At 67.5% G+C, this 17,498-nt stretch carries 16 protein-coding genes and 1 pseudogene; 9 read left to right on the top strand and 8 right to left on the bottom strand.

From position 1 onward, the window contains the following. Nucleotides 1-111: 111 nt before the first annotated feature. From gyrA to dnaA, 6 genes are all read right to left on the bottom strand, one after another. On the bottom strand, nt 112-2,730 hold the full coding sequence (gyrA, locus tag QUE44_RS10580; protein ID WP_286214489.1) for a DNA gyrase subunit A: 2,619 nt from the start codon (nt 2,728-2,730) through the stop codon (nt 112-114). After that, complete coding sequence (gyrB, locus tag QUE44_RS10585) at nt 2,720-4,783, bottom strand: DNA topoisomerase (ATP-hydrolyzing) subunit B (protein WP_286214490.1); 2,064 nt, start codon at nt 4,781-4,783, stop codon at nt 2,720-2,722. Before gyrB ends, gyrA begins: the two co-directional genes overlap by 11 nt. A gap of 120 nt (nt 4,784-4,903) precedes the next feature. Next, entirely contained in the window at nt 4,904-5,470 is a 567-nt protein-coding gene (locus QUE44_RS10590; RefSeq protein WP_286214491.1) for a DciA family protein, read from the bottom strand. Continuing rightward, nucleotides 5,463-6,599, bottom strand: a complete 1,137-nt coding sequence (recF, locus tag QUE44_RS10595; RefSeq protein ID WP_286214492.1) for a DNA replication/repair protein RecF — start codon at nt 6,597-6,599, stop codon at nt 5,463-5,465. The genes QUE44_RS10590 and recF overlap by 8 nt, the downstream gene beginning before the upstream one ends. Beyond that, nucleotides 6,599-7,726 carry a DNA polymerase III subunit beta gene (gene dnaN / locus QUE44_RS10600; protein WP_286214493.1) on the bottom strand — a complete coding sequence of 376 codons (1,128 nt, stop codon included), beginning with the start codon at nt 7,724-7,726 and terminating at the stop codon, nt 6,599-6,601. The genes recF and dnaN overlap by 1 nt, the downstream gene beginning before the upstream one ends. Before the next feature lie 441 nt (nt 7,727-8,167). Continuing rightward, nucleotides 8,168-9,205, bottom strand: coding sequence for a chromosomal replication initiator protein DnaA (dnaA, locus tag QUE44_RS10605; RefSeq protein WP_350226827.1), 1,038 nt, complete (start codon nt 9,203-9,205; stop codon nt 8,168-8,170). A 589-nt stretch (nt 9,206-9,794) separates the two neighbouring features. Here dnaA and rpmH point away from each other — a divergent pair. The 9 genes and pseudogenes from rpmH (at nt 9,795) to QUE44_RS10645 (ending at nt 15,182) form a co-directional block, all read left to right on the top strand. After that, the gene (gene rpmH, locus QUE44_RS10610) at nt 9,795-9,932 is read left to right on the top strand and encodes a 50S ribosomal protein L34 (RefSeq protein ID WP_062204973.1); all 138 of its coding nucleotides are present in this window, start codon (nt 9,795-9,797) and stop codon (nt 9,930-9,932) included. Nucleotides 9,933-9,934: 2 nt separating this feature from the next. Next, nucleotides 9,935-10,279 carry a ribonuclease P protein component gene (rnpA, locus tag QUE44_RS10615; RefSeq protein ID WP_286214494.1) on the top strand — a complete coding sequence of 115 codons (345 nt, stop codon included), beginning with the start codon at nt 9,935-9,937 and terminating at the stop codon, nt 10,277-10,279. Between the two features lie 5 nt (nt 10,280-10,284). Continuing rightward, nucleotides 10,285-10,572 carry a membrane protein insertion efficiency factor YidD gene (gene yidD, locus QUE44_RS10620; RefSeq protein ID WP_286214496.1) on the top strand — a complete coding sequence of 96 codons (288 nt, stop codon included), beginning with the start codon at nt 10,285-10,287 and terminating at the stop codon, nt 10,570-10,572. Nucleotides 10,573-10,586: 14 nt separating this feature from the next. Then, entirely contained in the window at nt 10,587-11,600 is a 1,014-nt protein-coding gene (yidC, locus tag QUE44_RS10625; RefSeq protein WP_286214498.1) for a membrane protein insertase YidC, read from the top strand. Then, nucleotides 11,597-11,809, top strand: coding sequence for a hypothetical protein (locus QUE44_RS14410; RefSeq protein WP_433997166.1), 213 nt, complete (start codon nt 11,597-11,599; stop codon nt 11,807-11,809). The genes yidC and QUE44_RS14410 overlap by 4 nt, the downstream gene beginning before the upstream one ends. Continuing rightward, nucleotides 11,785-12,075, top strand: a complete 291-nt coding sequence (locus QUE44_RS14415) for a Jag family protein (RefSeq protein ID WP_433997167.1) — start codon at nt 11,785-11,787, stop codon at nt 12,073-12,075. Before QUE44_RS14410 ends, QUE44_RS14415 begins: the two co-directional genes overlap by 25 nt. Nucleotides 12,076-12,094: 19 nt before the next feature. After that, entirely contained in the window at nt 12,095-12,745 is a 651-nt protein-coding gene (rsmG, locus tag QUE44_RS10635; protein ID WP_286214500.1) for a 16S rRNA (guanine(527)-N(7))-methyltransferase RsmG, read from the top strand. A gap of 447 nt (nt 12,746-13,192) precedes the next feature. Next, complete coding sequence (locus QUE44_RS10640; protein ID WP_345378819.1) at nt 13,193-14,194, top strand: ParA family protein; 1,002 nt, start codon at nt 13,193-13,195, stop codon at nt 14,192-14,194. Further along, nucleotides 14,194-15,182 (top strand): annotated as a pseudogene (locus QUE44_RS10645) (ParB/RepB/Spo0J family partition protein). Before QUE44_RS10640 ends, QUE44_RS10645 begins: the two are co-directional and overlap by 1 nt. A 9-nt stretch (nt 15,183-15,191) precedes the next feature. Here QUE44_RS10645 and QUE44_RS10650 read toward each other — a convergent pair. Both QUE44_RS10650 and QUE44_RS10655 read right to left on the bottom strand, forming a co-directional pair. Then, nucleotides 15,192-16,091 (bottom strand): D-alanine--D-alanine ligase family protein, encoded by a 900-nt coding sequence (locus QUE44_RS10650; protein ID WP_286214502.1) that lies wholly within the window; start codon nt 16,089-16,091, stop codon nt 15,192-15,194. Then, nucleotides 16,004-17,476 carry an aminotransferase-like domain-containing protein gene (locus tag QUE44_RS10655; RefSeq protein ID WP_286214503.1) on the bottom strand — a complete coding sequence of 491 codons (1,473 nt, stop codon included), beginning with the start codon at nt 17,474-17,476 and terminating at the stop codon, nt 16,004-16,006. The genes QUE44_RS10650 and QUE44_RS10655 overlap by 88 nt, the downstream gene beginning before the upstream one ends. Nucleotides 17,477-17,498: the final 22 nt, after the last annotated feature.

Consider the following 17,498-nt stretch of genomic DNA (forward strand, 5'->3'; position numbering starts at 1 on the left):
GACGACACGCCGAGGCCCGTGTGGCGGAGCCGCGAAGGCGTGTGGCGGAGCCGACGCGTACACAGCAGGAGGGGCCGGTCTGCTGACCGGCCCCTCCTGTGCTGTCACGTGTTACTCGGCGGCGGGTGCCTCCGTGGCCGAGTCGCCGGACTCGACCGTCTCGCCCTCGGCGACGCCCTCGGCGACACCCTCAGCGGCCTCCACGACGGCCTCCTCGACAGCCTCCTCGGCGTCCAGGTTGCGCTCGACGTTGCGGGCGATGCCGATGATCCTGTCGCCATTGGCCGGCTTGGCGAAGATCACTCCCATGGTGTTGCGTCCCTTCGCGGGAACCTCCGCCACGGCGGAGCGCACCACCTTGCCCGACTCCATGATCACGAGGACCTCGTCCGCCTCCTCGACCAGGAGCGCACCCACGAGGTCGCCGCGCGCCTCCTGCAGGTTCGCGACCTTGATGCCGAGTCCGCCGCGGCCCTGCTGACGGTAGTTCTCGACCGTCATCTCGGTGCGCTTGGCGAAGCCACCCTCGGTCACCACGAACGAGAACGAGCCCTCCGTCACGACATCCATCGCGAGCAGCTCGTCGTCGCCGCGGAAGCTCATGCCCTTGACGCCCGACGTAGCGCGTCCGGTGGGACGCAGGGCCTCGTCGGTCGCGGTGAAGCGCAGGGACTGACCCTTGCGCGACACGAGCATGAGGTCGTCGGTCTCGGAGACCAGTCGCGCGGACACGAGCTCGTCCGGCTTGAGCTCGCCGTCCTCGGACTCGACCTCACGCAGGTTGATCGCGATGAGGCCGCCGCTGCGGTTCGAGTCGTACGCCTTGAGCTCGGTCTTCTTCACCAGGCCGCGCTTGGTCGCGAGGACCAGGAAGTCCTTGTCCTCGTACGAGCGCAGGTCGAGCACCTGCGCGATCTCCTCGCCCGGCTGGAAGGCGAGCAGGTTCGCGACGTGCTGACCCTTCGAGTCACGGCCGCCCTCGGGAAGCTCGTAGCCCTTGGCGCGGTACACGCGACCCAGGTTGGTGAAGAACAGCAGCCAGTGGTGCGTGGTCGTCACGAAGAAGTGATCCACGACATCGTCATTGCGGAGCGTCGCCCCGCGCACGCCCTTGCCGCCGCGCTTCTGCGCCCGGTACTGGTCGGACCGCGTGCGCTTGACGTAGCCGCCGCGGGTGATCGTGACCACCACCTCCTCCTCGGCGATGAGGTCCTCGATCGACACGTCGCCCTCGAACGGGCTGATCTCGGTGCGGCGGTCGTCGCCGTACTTGCGGACCACCTCGCTCAGTTCCTCGGAGATGATGCTGCGCTGACGCGACTCGGACGCGAGGATGTCCCGCAGATCCGTGATCTCCGTCATCAACGCGTTGTAGTCGTCGGTGATCTTCTGACGCTCGAGGGCCGCGAGGCGGCGCAGCTGGAGGTTGAGGATCGCGGTCGCCTGCACCTCGTCGACGTCGAGGAGCTCCATGAGTCCCACGCGCGCCTCGTCGGCGGACGGCGAGCGACGAATCAGGGCGATGACCTCGTCGAGCGCGTCGAGCGCCTTGAGGTAGCCCTGCAAGATGTGCGCCTCGCGCTCCGCCTCACGCAGGCGGTACGCGGTGCGGCGCTGGATGACCTCGAGCTGGTGAGCCGTCCAGTAACGGATGAACCCGTCGAGCGCGAGCGTGCGCGGCACGCCGTCGACGATCGCGAGCATGTTCGCGCCGAACGTCTCCTGCAGCTGCGTGTGCTTGTAGAGGTTGTTGAGCACCACCTTCGCGACCGCGTCACGCTTGAGCACGATCTCGAGGCGCTGACCCGTGCGGCCGGAGGTCTGGTCGCGGATGTCCGCGATGCCGGACACCTTGCCGTCCTTGACGAGCTCCGCGATCTTGATCGCGAGGTTGTCGGGGTTCACCTGATACGGCAGCTCGGTGATGACCAGGCACATGCGTCCCTGGATCTCCTCGATGTTGACCACCGCGCGCATCGTGATGAGGCCGCGGCCCGTGCGATACGCGTCCTCGATGCCCTTGCGGCCCAGGATGGTCGCGCCGGTGGGGAAGTCGGGGCCGGGGATGCGCTCGATGAGCGCCTCGAGCAGTTCCTCGCGGCTCGCGTCAGGGTGGTCGAGGTGCCACTGCACACCCTCGGCCACCTCGCGCAGGTTGTGCGGAGGGATGTTGGTGGCCATGCCCACCGCGATGCCGGCCGAGCCGTTCGCGAGCAGGTTGGGGAAGCGCGCCGGCAGGATGGTCGGCTCCTGCTCGCGGCCGTCGTAGTTGTCCTCGAACTCGACCGTGTCCTTGTCGATGTCCCGCACCATCTCCATGGCGAGCGGGGCCATCTTGCACTCGGTGTATCGCGAGGCCGCGGCGCCGTCGTTGCCGGCGGAGCCGAAGTTGCCCTGGCCCGCGATGAGCGGGTAGCGCAGCGACCACGGCTGGACCATGCGCACGATCGCGTCGTAGATCGCGCTGTCGCCGTGCGGGTGGTACTTGCCCATGACGTCGCCGACCACGCGCGAGCACTTGGAGAACGCGCGGTCGGGGCGATAGCCGCCGTCGAACATCGCGTAGAGCACGCGACGATGCACGGGCTTCAGTCCGTCGCGGACGTCGGGTAGCGCGCGGCCCACGATGACCGACATGGCGTAGTCCAGGTAGGACCGCTGCATCTCGGTGTTGAGGTCGACCGCCTCGATCCGGCCGTGCTGCACGGCCTCGGGGTTCTCAGATGTCAAGGAACCTCACGTCCTTCGCGTTGCGCTGGATGAAGCTGCGGCGGGACTCGACGTCCTCGCCCATCAGCACCGAGAAGATCTCGTCCGCCTGTGCGGCGTCATCCATGGTGACCTGGAGCAGGGTGCGCGTCGCCGGATCCATCGTGGTGACGCGCAGCTCCTCGTGATTCATCTCGCCCAGACCCTTGTAGCGCTGGACGCCGTTCTCCTTGGGGATGCGCTTGCCGTTCGCGGTGCCGTCCTTGATGACCGCGTCGCGCTCCCTGTCGGAGTACACGTACTCGTGGTCCGCGTTGGTCCACTTGATCTTGAACAGCGGCGGCTGCGCGAGGTAGACGTACCCGGCCTCGATCAGCGGCCGCATGTAGCGGAAGAGCAGCGTCAGCAGAAGGGTGCGAATGTGCTGGCCGTCGACGTCGGCATCGGCCATCAGCACGATCTTGTGATACCGCGCCTTGGTGATGTCGAAGTCCTCACCCAGTCCCGCTCCGAACGCGGTGATGAGGCCCTGGACCTCCTGGTTCGACAGCGCGCGGTCGAGGCGCACGCGCTCGACGTTGAGGATCTTTCCGCGGATCGGCATGATCGCCTGGTTGTAGGGCTCGCGGCCGGCCTTCGCCGAGCCGCCCGCCGAGTCACCCTCGACGATGAAGATCTCACACTCGGAGGGGTTGCGGCTCTGGCAGTCCGACAGCTTGCCCGGCATGCCGCCGGACTCGAGCAGTCCCTTACGCCGCGTCGCCTCGCGCGCCTTGCGGGCGGCGATGCGCGCCTGCGAGGCCTGAATCGCCTTGCGGATCACGTCGCGTGCCTCGTTGGGGTGCGCGTCGAACCAGTCCGTGAGTTGCTCATTGACCACGCGCTGCACGAAGGTCTTGGCCTCGGTGTTGCCCAGCTTGGTCTTGGTCTGTCCCTCGAACTGCGGCTCGCCCAGCTTGACGGAGATCACCGCGGTGAGTCCCTCGCGGACGTCGTCGCCCGTGAGGTTATCGTCCTTCTCCTTGAGGATGCCCTTCTCGCGCGCGTACTTGTTCACCAGGGTGGTCAGCGCCGCACGGAACCCTTCCTCGTGCGTGCCGCCCTCGGTGGTGGAGATCGTGTTCGCGTACGTGAAGACGGACTCCGAGTAGGCGTTGGTCCACTGCATCGCCATCTCGAGCGAGATTTTGCGCTCGGTGTCCTCGTTCTCGAGGGAGATGACCTCGGCGTGGACCAGCTCCGCCTTCTTGGTCGCGTTGAGGTGCGTGACGTAGTCGACCAGCCCACCGTCGTAGCGGTAGGTCACGGCGCGCGACGTCGGCGCCTCGTCGCCCTCGGCATCGTCCGCCGGCGCGATGTGCTCGGGGCGCTCGTCCGTCAGCGTGATCGACAGGCCCTTGTTGAGGAAGGCCATCTGTTGGAAGCGCGCACGCAGCGTCTCGTAGTCGAAGTCGGTGGTCTCGAAGATCGTGGGGTCGGCCCAGAACGTCTGCTGGGTTCCGGTCTCGTCGGTCGCCTCGCCCTTGACGAGCGTGCCCTGCGGCTTGCCACCGTCGGCGAAGGTCTGGCGCCACACGTGTCCTTGGCGCTTGACCTCGGTCTCGACCTTGTAGCTCAGCGCGTTGACGACCGAGATACCCACGCCGTGCAGACCGCCCGAGACCGCGTAGCCGCCGCCGCCAAACTTGCCTCCCGCGTGGAGGATCGTCATGACCACCTCGACCGTGGGCTTGCCCTCGGTCGGGTGCATGTCGACGGGGATGCCGCGTCCGTTGTCGGTGACCCTCACACCGCCGTCCGCGAGCAGCGTCACGGTGATGGTGTCGCAGTATCCGGCGAGCGCCTCGTCGACCGAGTTGTCGACCACCTCGTACACGAGGTGGTGCAGTCCGCGCTCGCCCGTCGAGCCGATGTACATGCCCGGGCGCTTGCGAACGGCCTCGAGGCCCTCCAGGACGGTGATGTTCTCGGCGCCGTAGGCGGGCTCATTAGCCCGCGCCTGGTCATTCGCCACAGATTCGCCTTTCAAGCCGCTGACGCGCCCCGAGAGGGGTCGCGTGCTATCTCGGCTCATTCTAGTGGCTCTGAGGCCCGATCTGGCGCCTTTCACAGGCCATTTCGGCGAGGTTGTCCCCCTGCCCCGGTGGCCGTCGCGGGCGGGTGGCCTCGCGAGGGGACGATACGGGGGTCGAGATCACCCGTAGGTGTCGCGCGGCCCCCGGCCTCGCACGGTCCGCGGACCCTTGGTCCACGAACGCGCGGTCGGGCCGAGCACCTTGAGCTCGCGAACGATATCGCGGCCAAACTCCTCGTTGATGCGATGGCGAATCTGGCCCGCCATCATCTGAAGCTGCGTGGCCCATGCGGTCGACGACGCCTTGACGGTGAGGATGCCATCCTCGAAGCCGAGCGGCTCGCAGTGGTCGGCGATGCGATCGCCGATCACCTCGCGCCACCGCGCCGTCACCGAGGAAACCTCGATCTGCTCGGTCCACCCCATCCGACGCAGCAGGGTCTGCACGGCGTCGCTCATCGGCTGCGGATCGCGGCCACCGCCGTAGGGCTCCGATCCGCGCTTGCGCTCCTCGCGCTGCCGCCGCCCCTGATTCGCGCTCGTGCGACGCGCGCCACGGGCGCGCGCCGCCTGGCGCGCTCGCTCCATCGCGTCACGCGCGAGCTTCGCCGCATCCGCCGGAACCAGGGGATCCGGAACGTCGGACGTTCGGGCGTGAGTGGCATCGTCCCCGTGGTTGTCAGTCATCAGCGGGCTCTTCCCCCACGCGTCCCTTCACGACGGGGATCACGCGCCCCTCGAGGGAGGCGGGCACGTCCTCCGCGACCGCCGCGGTGATCAGTACCTGGCTCGCGCGCTCGAGCCTGGCGGCCAACGCCGTGCGTCGGCCCGAGTCGAGCTCAGCAAAGACGTCGTCCAGGATCAGCACCGGCTCGCCGTCGTCATCCGCGTCCGGACCTGAGTCCGACGTGAGCAGGTCATACGTGCCGATCCGCAGCGCAAGCGCGCACGACCACGATTCCCCGTGGCTCGCGTAGCCCTTGGCGGGCATGTCACCCAGGCGGATCTCAAGGTCGTCGCGATGAGGGCCCGCGAGCGTCACGCCGCGGTCGAGCTCCTTGGGGCGAACCTCCGCGAGGCGCTCCAGGAGCCGCTCAGCCAGCACGGTCGAGTCGGCGGGGAGGTCCTCGCCCAGCGCCGACGCGTAGCGGATCGCGCAGTCGCCGCCGTCGGGGGCAACGTCCTGGTACGCAGCCCACACGTGAGGAGCGAGGCTACTCACGGCGCGCAATCGCGCCGCGATGATCCTGCCGCCGAGCTCCGCGAGCTTCTCATCCCAGATGTCGAGCATGGTGAGGTCCCCGCGCGCGTGCCGCGCGCTCTTGAGCATTGATGTGCGCTGACGCAGGACGCGCTCGTAGTCCGCGATGTCTCCCGCCAGGGCGGGCTGCAGCGCGACGCAGAGTTCGTCCATGAAGGAGCGGCGCCCCGAGGGATCGCCCTTGACGAGGCTCAGGTCCTCGGGCGCGAAGAGCACCGTGCGGAGGATTCCCACGAGATCCCGGGGTCGGGCGGCGCCGCGATTGAGCCGTGCCTGGTTGGCGCGGCCCGCGTTGAGCGTGACCTCGAGCGCGAGAGAGCGCCCGGCCTTCTCGACCCTCGCGCGCACGACGGCGCGCTCGGCGCCTGCCCGGATGAGCGGTGCATCGTTGGCGACCCGGTGAGATCCGAGCACCGACAGGTAGCGAATCGCCTCGACCAGGTTGGTCTTGCCCTGGCCGTTGCGACCCACGAACGTCGTGACGCCGGCCTCCAGCTGGACCTCCGCCTGCGGGTACGAGCGAAAGTCGGCGAGCTGAAGATGCGTGACGCGCACTACGACGCGATGCGGATGGGCACCAGCAGGTAGCGGAAATCGGCGGCGATCTCGCCACCGGGCTCCTTGACGCCCACGAACTCGACCGGCTTGGTCTCCTGGGTGAACCCGAACCGGACGTACTCGCTGCCGAGGGCCGTGAGTCCGTCGAGCAGGTACTGCGGGTTGAACGCGACCGTGATCGGCTCACCCTCGAGCGCCGCCGTGAGGGCCTCGGACGCCTGCGCGTCGTCGCTCTGTCCGGCATCGAGCGTGACCTCGCCCTCGGCGAACGCGAGCCTGACCGAGGAGTTGCGCTCCGCCACCAGCGCGACGCGACGCGTCGCGTCGATGATGTCCTGCGTGCGCACGGTCGCCGTGATGGGGCTGGACTCGGGGAAGAGGCGACGCACCGCGGGGTAGTCGCCGTCCATGAGCAGCGACGTGGTGACGAGGCCGCCCGCCTCGAAGCCGATCAGATCGAGTCCCTGACCCGAGCTCAGCGCGACGGTGACCTCGCCGGCGCCCAACGCCTTCGCCGTGTCGCCGAGAGTCTTGGCGCGCACGAGCGCGACGGCCGAGATGTCCGACTTCGACGGCTTCCACTCAAGCTCGCGTAGCGCGAGGCGGTAGCGGTCGGTGGCGAGCAGCGAGATGTGCGATCCCTCGATCTCGACGCGCACTCCGGTGAGGATGGGGAGGGTCTCGTCGCGGGACGCAGCGCTGGTGACCTGGGCGACCGCCTGCTGCAGCGTCGCGCCGTCGATCGTGCCCGACTGCTCGGGAAGCTCGGGAAGCGAGGGGTACTGGTCCACGGGCATCGTCGCGAGGGTGAATCGCGACGCGCCACACGTGACGGAAACCTTGGTGCCTTCGAGCGACAGCGTGACCGGCTTGTGAGGGAGGGCGTTCGCGATCTCACGCAGGAGGCGACCCGACACGAGCACTTCGCCCGACTGGTCGACCTCGGCGGGGAACTCGCCGCGCGCCGACACCTCGTAGTCGAAGCTGGCCAGTCGCACGGTGCCTTCGGTATCCGCCGTGATGCGGACTCCGGCAAGAACGGGTACCGGCGGTCGCGCCGGCACGGCGCGGGACGTCCATGCGACGGCGTCCGCAAGGACGTCGCGCTCGACGGTGAACTTCATCGGGTGCTCCTCTGGTCTTGGCACAGACTATGCCACGGTCCGGACAGTTGAGGGGGTGCCTCGCCCCTGGCGACGTCGCGGCGCCAATGAAGGTCGCGTGGAGAATGACAAGAATCTAGAGAAGTAGTGGTCATAGGTACCGTGGAATCTGTGGATGAGCACTGTCCGGGCTGGAAAGCGCCGTGATCCGCGTGTGTATGGCCTGCGGATGAGAGGTCGGGTTGGCGCCCTGGGCCTGTGAGCGGATCCGCTCGACTCACATGGTTCTTGTGATTCTGCACAGGCCATCCCCTGTGGATTGAGCGTGCTGTCCACGGGCGTCCACAGGGTTTTCCACAATTGTGAGGGACGTGCGTGAGCGCATCGTGAGACGGGACGATGCGTGGACAGGGGTCGCGAGGGCGTCCAGGGGGCGTGGAGAGGCCGTGTGTCGGGGAGGCGTCAGGCCCGCGACTGCTTGATGCGCGCGTGGATCTCGTTGACCTGGTTGTACATCTGGCGGCGCTGAGCGATCTGGTCCTCGACCTTCTTGACCGCGTACATCACCGTGGTGTGATCCTTGCCGCCGAAGTGATCGCCGATCTTGGGGAGAGAGAGGTCGGTCAGCTGCCTGCAGAGGTACATCGCGATCTGACGCGCCGTGACGTAGACACGCGAGCGGCTCGTGCCGGTGAGCTCCTCGATCGTGATCCCGAAGTAGTCGGCGGTCTTGCCGATGATGGTCGAGGCCGTGATCTCCGAGTCGTCGTCGGAGATGAGGTCCTTGAGGACCACCTGCGCGAGCGAGAGATCCACGGGCTGTCGGTTGAGGGCCGCGAAGGCCGTCACCCTGATGAGGGCACCCTCGAGCTCGCGGATGTTGCTCGTGATGTTCGACGCGATGTACTCCAGGACGTCCGACGGCGCCTGGACGGCATCGGCCGCCGCCTTCTTCCTGAGGATCGCGATGCGCGTCTCGAGGTCGGGCGGCTGGACATCGGTCATGAGTCCCCACTCGAAGCGGGTGCGCATGCGCTCTTCGATCCCGTCGAGGTTGCGGGGGCTGACGTCGGAGGTGATGACCACGTGCTTGCCGGCGTTGTGCAACGCGTTGAAGGTGTGGAAGAACTCCTCAAGGGTCTGCTCCTTGCCCTGCAGGAACTGGATGTCATCGATGAGGAGGACGTCGACTTCGCGGTACGTACGCTTGAAGCTCAGCGAGCGATCGTCTCGAATCGAGTTGATGAAGTCGTTGGTGAACTCTTCGGAGTTCACGTAGCGCACCCTGGTCTGCGGCTTGAGATGCCGCGTGTAGTGACCGATCGCGTGCAGCAGGTGCGTCTTGCCCAGCCCCGATCCCCCATAGATGAACAGTGGGTTGTATGTCTTGCCTGGTGACTCCGCGACCGCGAGGGCGGCGGCGTGGGCGAAGCGGTTGGACGGGCCAATGACGAAGGTGTCGAACGTGTAGCGGGGATTGAGGTGCGGGTCCTCGACCACGGGGGAGGCACCACCTCGGGCCGGCGCACCTGGGGCGGGCGCGGCTCGTCGGTCTCGCCGTCCGCCGGCGGGGGCGGAGTGATCGAGGCGTCGACGGTGACGGCGATCCTCACGTCACGTCCGAGCACCTCGCTGAGCGCCTCGGTGACCTGACCGCGCAGCGTGGTCTCGACGTAGTTCTTGGTGAAGTCTTCGGCGACCGCGAGGAACACGTTGTCCTCGACCACCGCGAGCGGCTTGACGAGGCGCAGGAACGAACGGTTCTGCGCGCTCAGCCCGCCGTCGTCGGCGAGAAAGTCGAGGGCTCCGCGCCATACAGCGTCAATCGAGTCCGAGGCAGGCTCTGCCACCACTGGCCGTCACCCCCAAGGTGTGTATCCACAGCGTTTTTCACAGTCGGTGCATGGCCGGTCACCTGTTCGTTACCGCGTCGCCGCGTGTCGCTCACTTGGTGCAGGGCCGTGATGGTGGAGCCTATCCTGTTTGACAAGTGCGCCCCAAGGTGAGCCGCGGGATTTGCTTCCGTGGGCTCGAGCGCGTAACGTGAGTGCGCTGATTTGACCATTCCCTGAAACGTCGTGGAGTTACCGTGAGCAAGCGGACTTTCCAGCCGAACAACCGCAAGCGTGCCAAGACGCACGGCTTCCGTCTGCGCATGCGTACGCGTGCCGGTCGGTCGATTCTGGCGTCCCGCCGCCGTAAGGGCCGCGGCAAGCTGTCGGCCTAAGGTTGCTGCCGGCCGGCTCGCGCCTGCGGTCGCCCGCGGACTTTCGGTCCGCGATGCGACTGGGGGCCCGAAGCGGTCGGCACACCGTGGTGGTGTATGTGGCGCTCACCGGCGATGCTCGACGCATGGCCGGTTTCGCTGTTTCTAAGGCGGTAGGAGGTGCCGTGGTTCGCAACCGTGTGAAGCGGCGCCTGCGAGCGCTCGTGGCCGAGCGCCTGGAGCACCTACCCGAGGGCGCGCGACTCGTGGTGCGCGCATTGCCCGAGGCCGCGCTGGCCGACTATGCGACGTTGGGTGCGGATCTCGACGGCGCCCTGAGTGCCGCGACCCGGCGGGCCTTGCGATGAACGGCATGCAGCGAGTCGTCGTGGCCGCGATCCGGGGCTATCAGCTCACCGTCTCTCCCCTGACGGGACCTACCTGCAAGTTTCATCCCACGTGCTCGCACTACGGCATGGAGGCCGTGCGTGTGCACGGCGCAGGCATCGGCTCACTGATGGCCGTGTGGAGGATCCTGCGCTGCAACCCGTGGAACAACGGCGGCGTCGATGACGTGCCTGCTCGTGGAGAGCGCCTATTTCGCCTCACGAGGAATAATGCCGCGATGACGGCTGACCAGACTTCCGTCCACACGACATAAGGAACCTCGGCTTCATGATCGACACCATCCTCTTCCCACTCGAGTGGGTCGTCGCCAACATCATGGTGATCTGGCACAAGTTCTGGACGCTGCTAGGTCTAGATCCCGCCGCGGGTATCACCTGGGCGCTTGCGATCGTGGGACTTGTGGTCACCATCCGCGCGGCGCTGATCCCACTGTTCGTCAAGCAGATCAAGGCGTCGCGCGCGATGCAGATGATCGCGCCGGATCTACGCAAGATCCAGGACAAGTACAAGGGCAAGAAGGACCAAGCGTCCCGCGAGGCAATGAGCCGCGAGACCATGGAGCTCTACTCCAAGCACAAGACCAACCCGTTCTCCTCGTGCCTGCCAATGTTGGTGCAGGCGCCTATTTTCTTCGCCCTGTTCCGCGTGCTCAACTACCGCCTCGAGGGCAATGTCAATGGCGGTGGCAATACCGACGGCATCGGCATGCTCACCAACGAGCTCGCCACGCAGGCGCAGCAGGCGGACCTGTTCGGTGCATCGCTGTCGGACACGTTCTTCAACTCGGAGGGTGCGGCCGCGAAGATCCTGTCCGCCGTCCTCATCATCGCCATGGTTGCCACGACGTTCACCACTCAGCGTCAGCTCACCATGAAGAACATGCCGGCGAGTGCCCTTGAGGGCCCGATGGCGCAGCAGCAGAAGATCCTGATGTACGCGCTGCCGTTCATCTTCGTGATCACCGGCCCCAACTTCCCCGTGGGTGTCCTCATCTACTGGACCACCACCAACCTGTGGACCATGGGCCAGCAGTTCTACGTCATCCGCAACAACCCCACGCCCGGCTCCGAGGCGGACCGCCAGCACCAGGAGCGCCTCGCGGCCAAGGCCGCGCGTCGCGCCGCTCGCCGGGGCGAGGACCCCGCGGTCGTGGTCATCGAGCAGGAGCCGGTCGAAGAGCCCAAGCGTTCCGGTCAGCGACAGCAGCCCAAGCGCAAGGGCCGTGGCGGATCGAAGCCTCAGTCCGCCGCAGGCGGCGATCAGGAGAAGGACAACTCATGACCGACAGCATCAAGAAGCTCGACGCCGAGGGTGACGTCGCAGCCGACTTCCTCGAGGAACTGCTCGACATCCTCGACATGGATGGCGACATCGACATCTCGGTCGAGGCCGGACGAGCCAAGGTGGCGATCGTGGCCGATGGCCCGAGCCAGGACCTCAAGCGACTCGTGGGTCCCGAGGGGAGGTGCTCGAGGCGCTCCAGGACCTGACGCGTCTCGCTGTCCAGGCCGACACCGGCGAGGTCAGCCGGCTCATGCTCGACATTGCGGACTTCCGTGCCGGTCGTCGCGAGCGGCTCGCCGAGCTCGCCCGCGAGGCCATCGCGGTGGTGCGGGAGACGGGCGAGCGCGTCGAGATGCAGCCGATGAATGCGTTCGAGCGCAAGGTGGTTCACGACGTCGTTCTTGAGGCCGGCCTGGCCTCCGAGTCCGAGGGCGAGGACCCGCAGCGCTACGTCGTGGTGCTTCCCTCCTGACGTTTCACGTGAAACACCTATGACCGACGACGTCCTCGAGCCCCCTCAGATCGACCCCCTCAGCGGCAGTGCCGCGGTCCGCGAGTACTTCGGGGACACGTATCCACGAGTGCTGGCATTCGCCGACATGCTGGCAGCTGAAGGTGTCGAGCGAGGACTGATTGGCCCCCGCGAGGTCGGGAGGCTCTGGGAGCGCCACATCCTGAACTCGGCGGCGCTCGCGCCGTACCTCGGGGATGGCCGAGTCGCCGACGTCGGCTCCGGCGCCGGCCTCCCCGGCATGGTGTTGGCCGCGATGGATCCCTCTCGCGACTACGTGCTGATTGAGCCGATGGAGCGACGCATTCAGTGGCTTTTCGAGGTCGCGGAACGATGCGGGATCGACAATGTACTTGTGGTGCGGGGGCGTGCCGAGGAAGTCACGGAGTCGGTCGAGGCCGACATCGTCACCGCCCGCGCTGTCGCGGCCATCGACAAGCTGGTCAAGTGGTGCTCACCGCTGCTCAGTCCCCACGGGCGTCTGGTGCTCCTCAAGGGTCGGAGTGCGGCCGACGAGCTCGACCGCGCCAAGTACACCCTGCGCAAGCAGCGCTTCACGGGCGAGATCCACACGGCGGGCACCATCGCGGGCGTCGACGCCACGACCGTCGTGGTGCTGACCCGGTCGTGATTCTTCCCCCTCGCTGTCCACACGGTCGTCCACAGGCGTTTGTGCGTGAGAGTGGCGGCGGACGCGGGTTTCTCCACAGGAGTCCGAGAGGTGGTGCGCGGCCCGAATGCGTGCGCATCGTGATGCCATAGCCGCACCAGGCCCGCACGCTGTCGCCGATCCCGGACCTCTTCCAGGCGCCTCCTGGGGTAGAGTCGTCGGGCCGGAGGAGGTGCTCAGCGGACCCACAAAGGTTTGCTGTTGGCGGTTGCGCCGCCCATGTTTCACGTGAAACATGGGCGGAGGTGAGTCGCCGGTCTGACCGCGACGCGTGATCACGAGGCGTTTCCTCAAGGAGAGGCTTCCACCCCCGTCGCCATTCACGGTGCGGGGCGCGAGTACGAGAGGCATGCCCAGTTCCGGGCGAGACGGGCCGGCGGCGGATACAGATGTGGGGAAGGTGTGCGAGTGGCGTTTGACGATGCGAGGCCGACGACCGGGCCGGAGCGTGACCGCACCCCCGACGGTGTTTCACGTGAAACCACCAACCCCTTCACGGCGATCGACCCCTTCGAGGGCCTGAGCGAGGACGGCGACAGCCCGCTCGCGGCGGAGATGATAGCCACGGAGCGGCGTCGGCGCGCGCTCGAGAGTGCGGCCTTCCCTCGCCCCGCCCGTACCCGCATCATCGCGGTCTCGAACCAGAAGGGCGGGGTGGGCAAGACGACCACCTCCGTCAACGTGGCCGCGGCGCTCGCCAAGCGAGGTGCCAACGTGCTCGTCATTGACGCGGATCCCCAGGGAAACGCCTCCACGGCGCTCGGCGTCGACCACAGGTCGGGCACGCCCTCGATCTACGACGTCCTGCTCGACGAGACGCCCATGGCGCGTGTCGCGCAGCGCAGCCCCGAGATCGACACGCTGTGGTGTGTGCCGGCGACGATCGACCTCGCGGGCGCGGACATCGAGCTCGTGTCGATGGTCCGACGCGAGTTCCGCCTGCACGACGCGCTCAAGGAGTTGCTCGAGGGCGCGGGCAAGGAACTGGACTACGTCTTCATCGACTGCCCGCCCAGCCTCGGTCTACTCACGCTGAACGCGATGGTGGTCGCGACCGAGGTCCTCATCCCGATCCAGTGTGAGTACTACGCGCTCGAGGGCCTGACCCAGCTGATCAAGACCGTCGAGATGGTCAGGAAGCACCTCAATCCCGGCATCCACGTCTCGACGATCGTCCTCACGATGTACGACGGCCGCACGAACCTCGCGCGCGAGGTGGCATCCGAGGTGCGCTCGCACTTCCCGGAGCAGACCCTCGACCAGACGGTGCCGAGATCGGTGCGCGTCTCGGAGGCGCCGGGGTTCGGCCAGACCGTCATCACCCACGACCCACACTCGTCAGGAGCCGTGGCCTACATGGCCGTCGCGCGTGACATCGCGGTGCGCGGCGCCGCAGGAACGGAGCACTAGTGAGCAAGACCAAGAGGGGCCTGGGGCGCGGACTCGGAGCGCTCATCCCGACCGAGCCCGAGGGACCCGTCCAGGAGCGCCCTCGGGACGTCTTCTTCTCGGACACCACGGGCGCGATTCCGACAATCACGCAGGTCTCCGAGGACGGCGAGCTCGTTCCCGTTCCCGGGGCATCCTTCGCCCATATCGACCCGTACGCCGTCGTACCCAACCCGCGTCAGCCCCGCACCGTCTTCGACGAGGAGGCCCTCGCCGAGCTCGTCGGATCGATCAAGGAGATCGGCGTCCTGCAGCCGATCGTCGTGCGGCCCAATCCCGAGGGGAGGGCTACGAGCTCATCATGGGCGAGCGCAGGCTGCGTGCGTCCAAGGAGGCGGGGCTCACCGAGATCCCGGCGATCATTCGATCGACCGACGACAACGACCTGCTGCGTGACGCGCTGGTCGAGAACCTCCACCGCAGCCAGCTCAATCCGCTCGAGGAAGCCGCGGCATATCAGCAGCTGCTTGAGGACTTCGGCATCACGCATGAGGAGCTCGCGACCAGGATCTCCCGGTCGCGTCCCCAGATCTCGAACACCCTGAGGCTCCTGCGCCTCCCGGCGCCGGTGCAGCGACGGGTTGCGGCCGGTGTGCTCTCGGCGGGCCACGCCCGCGCCCTGCTGGGGCTCGAGTCTCCCGAAGCCATGGAGCTCCTCGCGACGCGCATCGTCGCTGAGGGCCTTTCGGTGAGGGCGACCGAGGAGGCGGTGACGCTCGGCGTCGATACCCCGAAGCCACGCAAGGGAGCCGTGCGGGCCGGCGGACGCACCGCGGCGCTCGACGAGCTCGGCGGCAGGCTGGGTGACCGCTTCGACACGCGCGTCAAGGTCAAGCTGGGTCGCACGCGCGGATCGATCACGATTGACTTCGCGACCGTCGATGACCTCAACAGGATCGTCGGCCTCCTGGACCCCACGGATCCGGGAGTGTTTGGAAGCGACTCCTAGCCGAACCGCCTAGTCGACGATCCCGCGACCGTGGGCGTCGGCGACCAGCGCGCTGTAGGCCGAACCAAGGTCGAGACCCGCCGCCTCGGCGGCCTGCGGAAGCAGCGAGGTCTCGGTCATACCAGGGGCGATGTTGATATCGAGCACCTGAGCGGCGCCGTCCCCATCGAGAATGAGGTCGACCCGCGACAGGTCGCGAAGGTCCATGGTGCGGTGCACGGTGAGCGCGGCGGCAGAGACGACCTCGGCCTGTTCGGCGGTCAGCCGCGCGGGCGCGAAGTACTCGACCCTGCCGGCGTTGTAGCGCGCGTCGTAGTCGTACGCCCCCTCGACGGCGACCTCGACCGCGGGCAGCACCCGGGCATCGTCCCCCGTGCCCAGGACACTCACCGCGAGCTCGATGCCCTCGACGTGCCTCTCGATGAGAGCCACGTCGCCGTAGGCGAAGCAGTGGACCATCGCGCGGGCGAGGTCGGCGCGGTCCCTGACGATCGACACGCCCAGCGCGGAACCGCCGCGCACCGGCTTCACGACGAGCGGGAGCGAGAAGCGCGCCACGATCGCGTCGAGCACCTGCTCGGCACCCACCTCCCGGAAGAGAGACTGGGGGAGAGTGACGTACTCGGGCGTCGAGATGCCCTCACGCATCATCACCGCCTTGGCGACCGCCTTGTTCCACGCGACCCGGGCCGCGCGAGACCCCGTGCCCACGAACGTCACACCCAGCAACTCGAGGAGTGCCTGGAGCGAGCCGTCCTCTCCCGAGGCACCGTGGAGAAGCGGCCACACGACGTCGACGTCGCCGGCGCGCAAAGTAGGGATCAACTCCGTGTCCACATCAAGCAAAGAAACCTGGTCGAAGCGTCCCTTGAGCGCCTCCTGGACCCTCCTGCCACTGCGAATCGACACGTCGCGCTCGTGTGACAGCCCGCCGGCCAGAATGAGTACGTGCATGAGGTGCGGTCCTCTCGGAGGTCGTAGCGGTCAGTAGAGGTCGGGCGAGGGGAAGTCGACGGTGTCGCCGCGGCGGCCCCCGAGGTTCCGAAGATGCGGACGGTCTCGAGCTCGGCGTCCACGACCGTCGCGAGGCGGCGCACGCCCTCCCTGATGCGCTCCGGGGTGGGGAAGCAGTACGACAGTCGCAGGTGATCCGTGCCCGAGCCGTCGATGTAGAACGCGCTGCCCGAGACGTATGCGACGCGCGCCGTGATCGCGCGGGGAAGCATCGACTTGGCGTCGAGACCGTCGGGAAGCCGCACCCACACGTAGAACCCACCGTCGGGCACGTTCCACGACGCCTCGGGGATGTGCTCCCCGAGCGCGGAGATCATCGCGTCCCTACGCTCCCGGTACTGGACCTGGAACTTCTTGATCTGGCCCTGCCAGTCGAAGTGCTCAAGGTAGGTCGCGATCGCCATCTGCGACGCGTTCGAGGGGCTGAGGATCGCCGCCTCGGATGCCAGGACCAGCTTCTCACGCACCGCGTGCGGCGCGACCGCCCACCCGACGCGATATCCCGGAGCGAAGGTCTTCGAGAAAGACCCCAGGTAAATGACGCCTTCGGGGCTCATCGAGCGCAGTGAGGGGAGCGGTTCGGTGTCGAAGCCCAGCAGGCCGTAGGGATTGTCCTCGAGCACCAGCACGCCGTACCGCTCGCAGATTTCCAGCACCTGCGGGCGGCGTTCGAGCGACAGCGTGACGCCGCCGGGGTTGTGGAAGTTGGGAACGGTGTAGAGGAACTTCACGCGACGACCCTCGGCCGTGAGGCGCGCGAGGGTCTGCTCAAGAGCCTCGGGGATGAGCCCGTGCGCGTCCATGGGCACGTGGACTACATCGGCCTCGTGCGCCCGGAACACGCCGAGCGCTCCCACGTACGACGGCGCCTCGGCCACGATGACGTCGCCAGGATCGATGAAGATCGTCGTCACCAGGTCGAGCGCCTGCTGCGAGCCCGTGGTGACCACGACATCGTCCGGATGGGCGACGATGCCCTCGAGCGCCATGACCTCGAGGATCTTCTCGCGCAGCGTGACGTCGCCCTGGCCGGAGCCGTACTGGAGCGCGACCTCGCCGTGCTCCACGATGATCCGGCGGGACATCTCACCCAGCTCCTCGAGTGGGAGGCCGCCGATGAACGGCATGCCGCCGGCAAGCGAGACCACCTCGGGGCGGCTCGCGACCGCGAACAGGGCACGAATCTCCGAGGCGCGCATCTGGTGCGCGCGCTGTGCATAGGACCCGTACCAGGGATCGAGACGAGTGCCTTCGCGCGGGGTGGGGGTGCCGTCGCTCATGGCGCAAGTCTGGCACGCGCAC

Origin of the sequence: Demequina sediminis, from assembly GCF_030296675.1 — a bacterium.
Lineage (GTDB): Bacteria > Actinomycetota > Actinomycetes > Actinomycetales > Demequinaceae > Demequina > Demequina sediminis.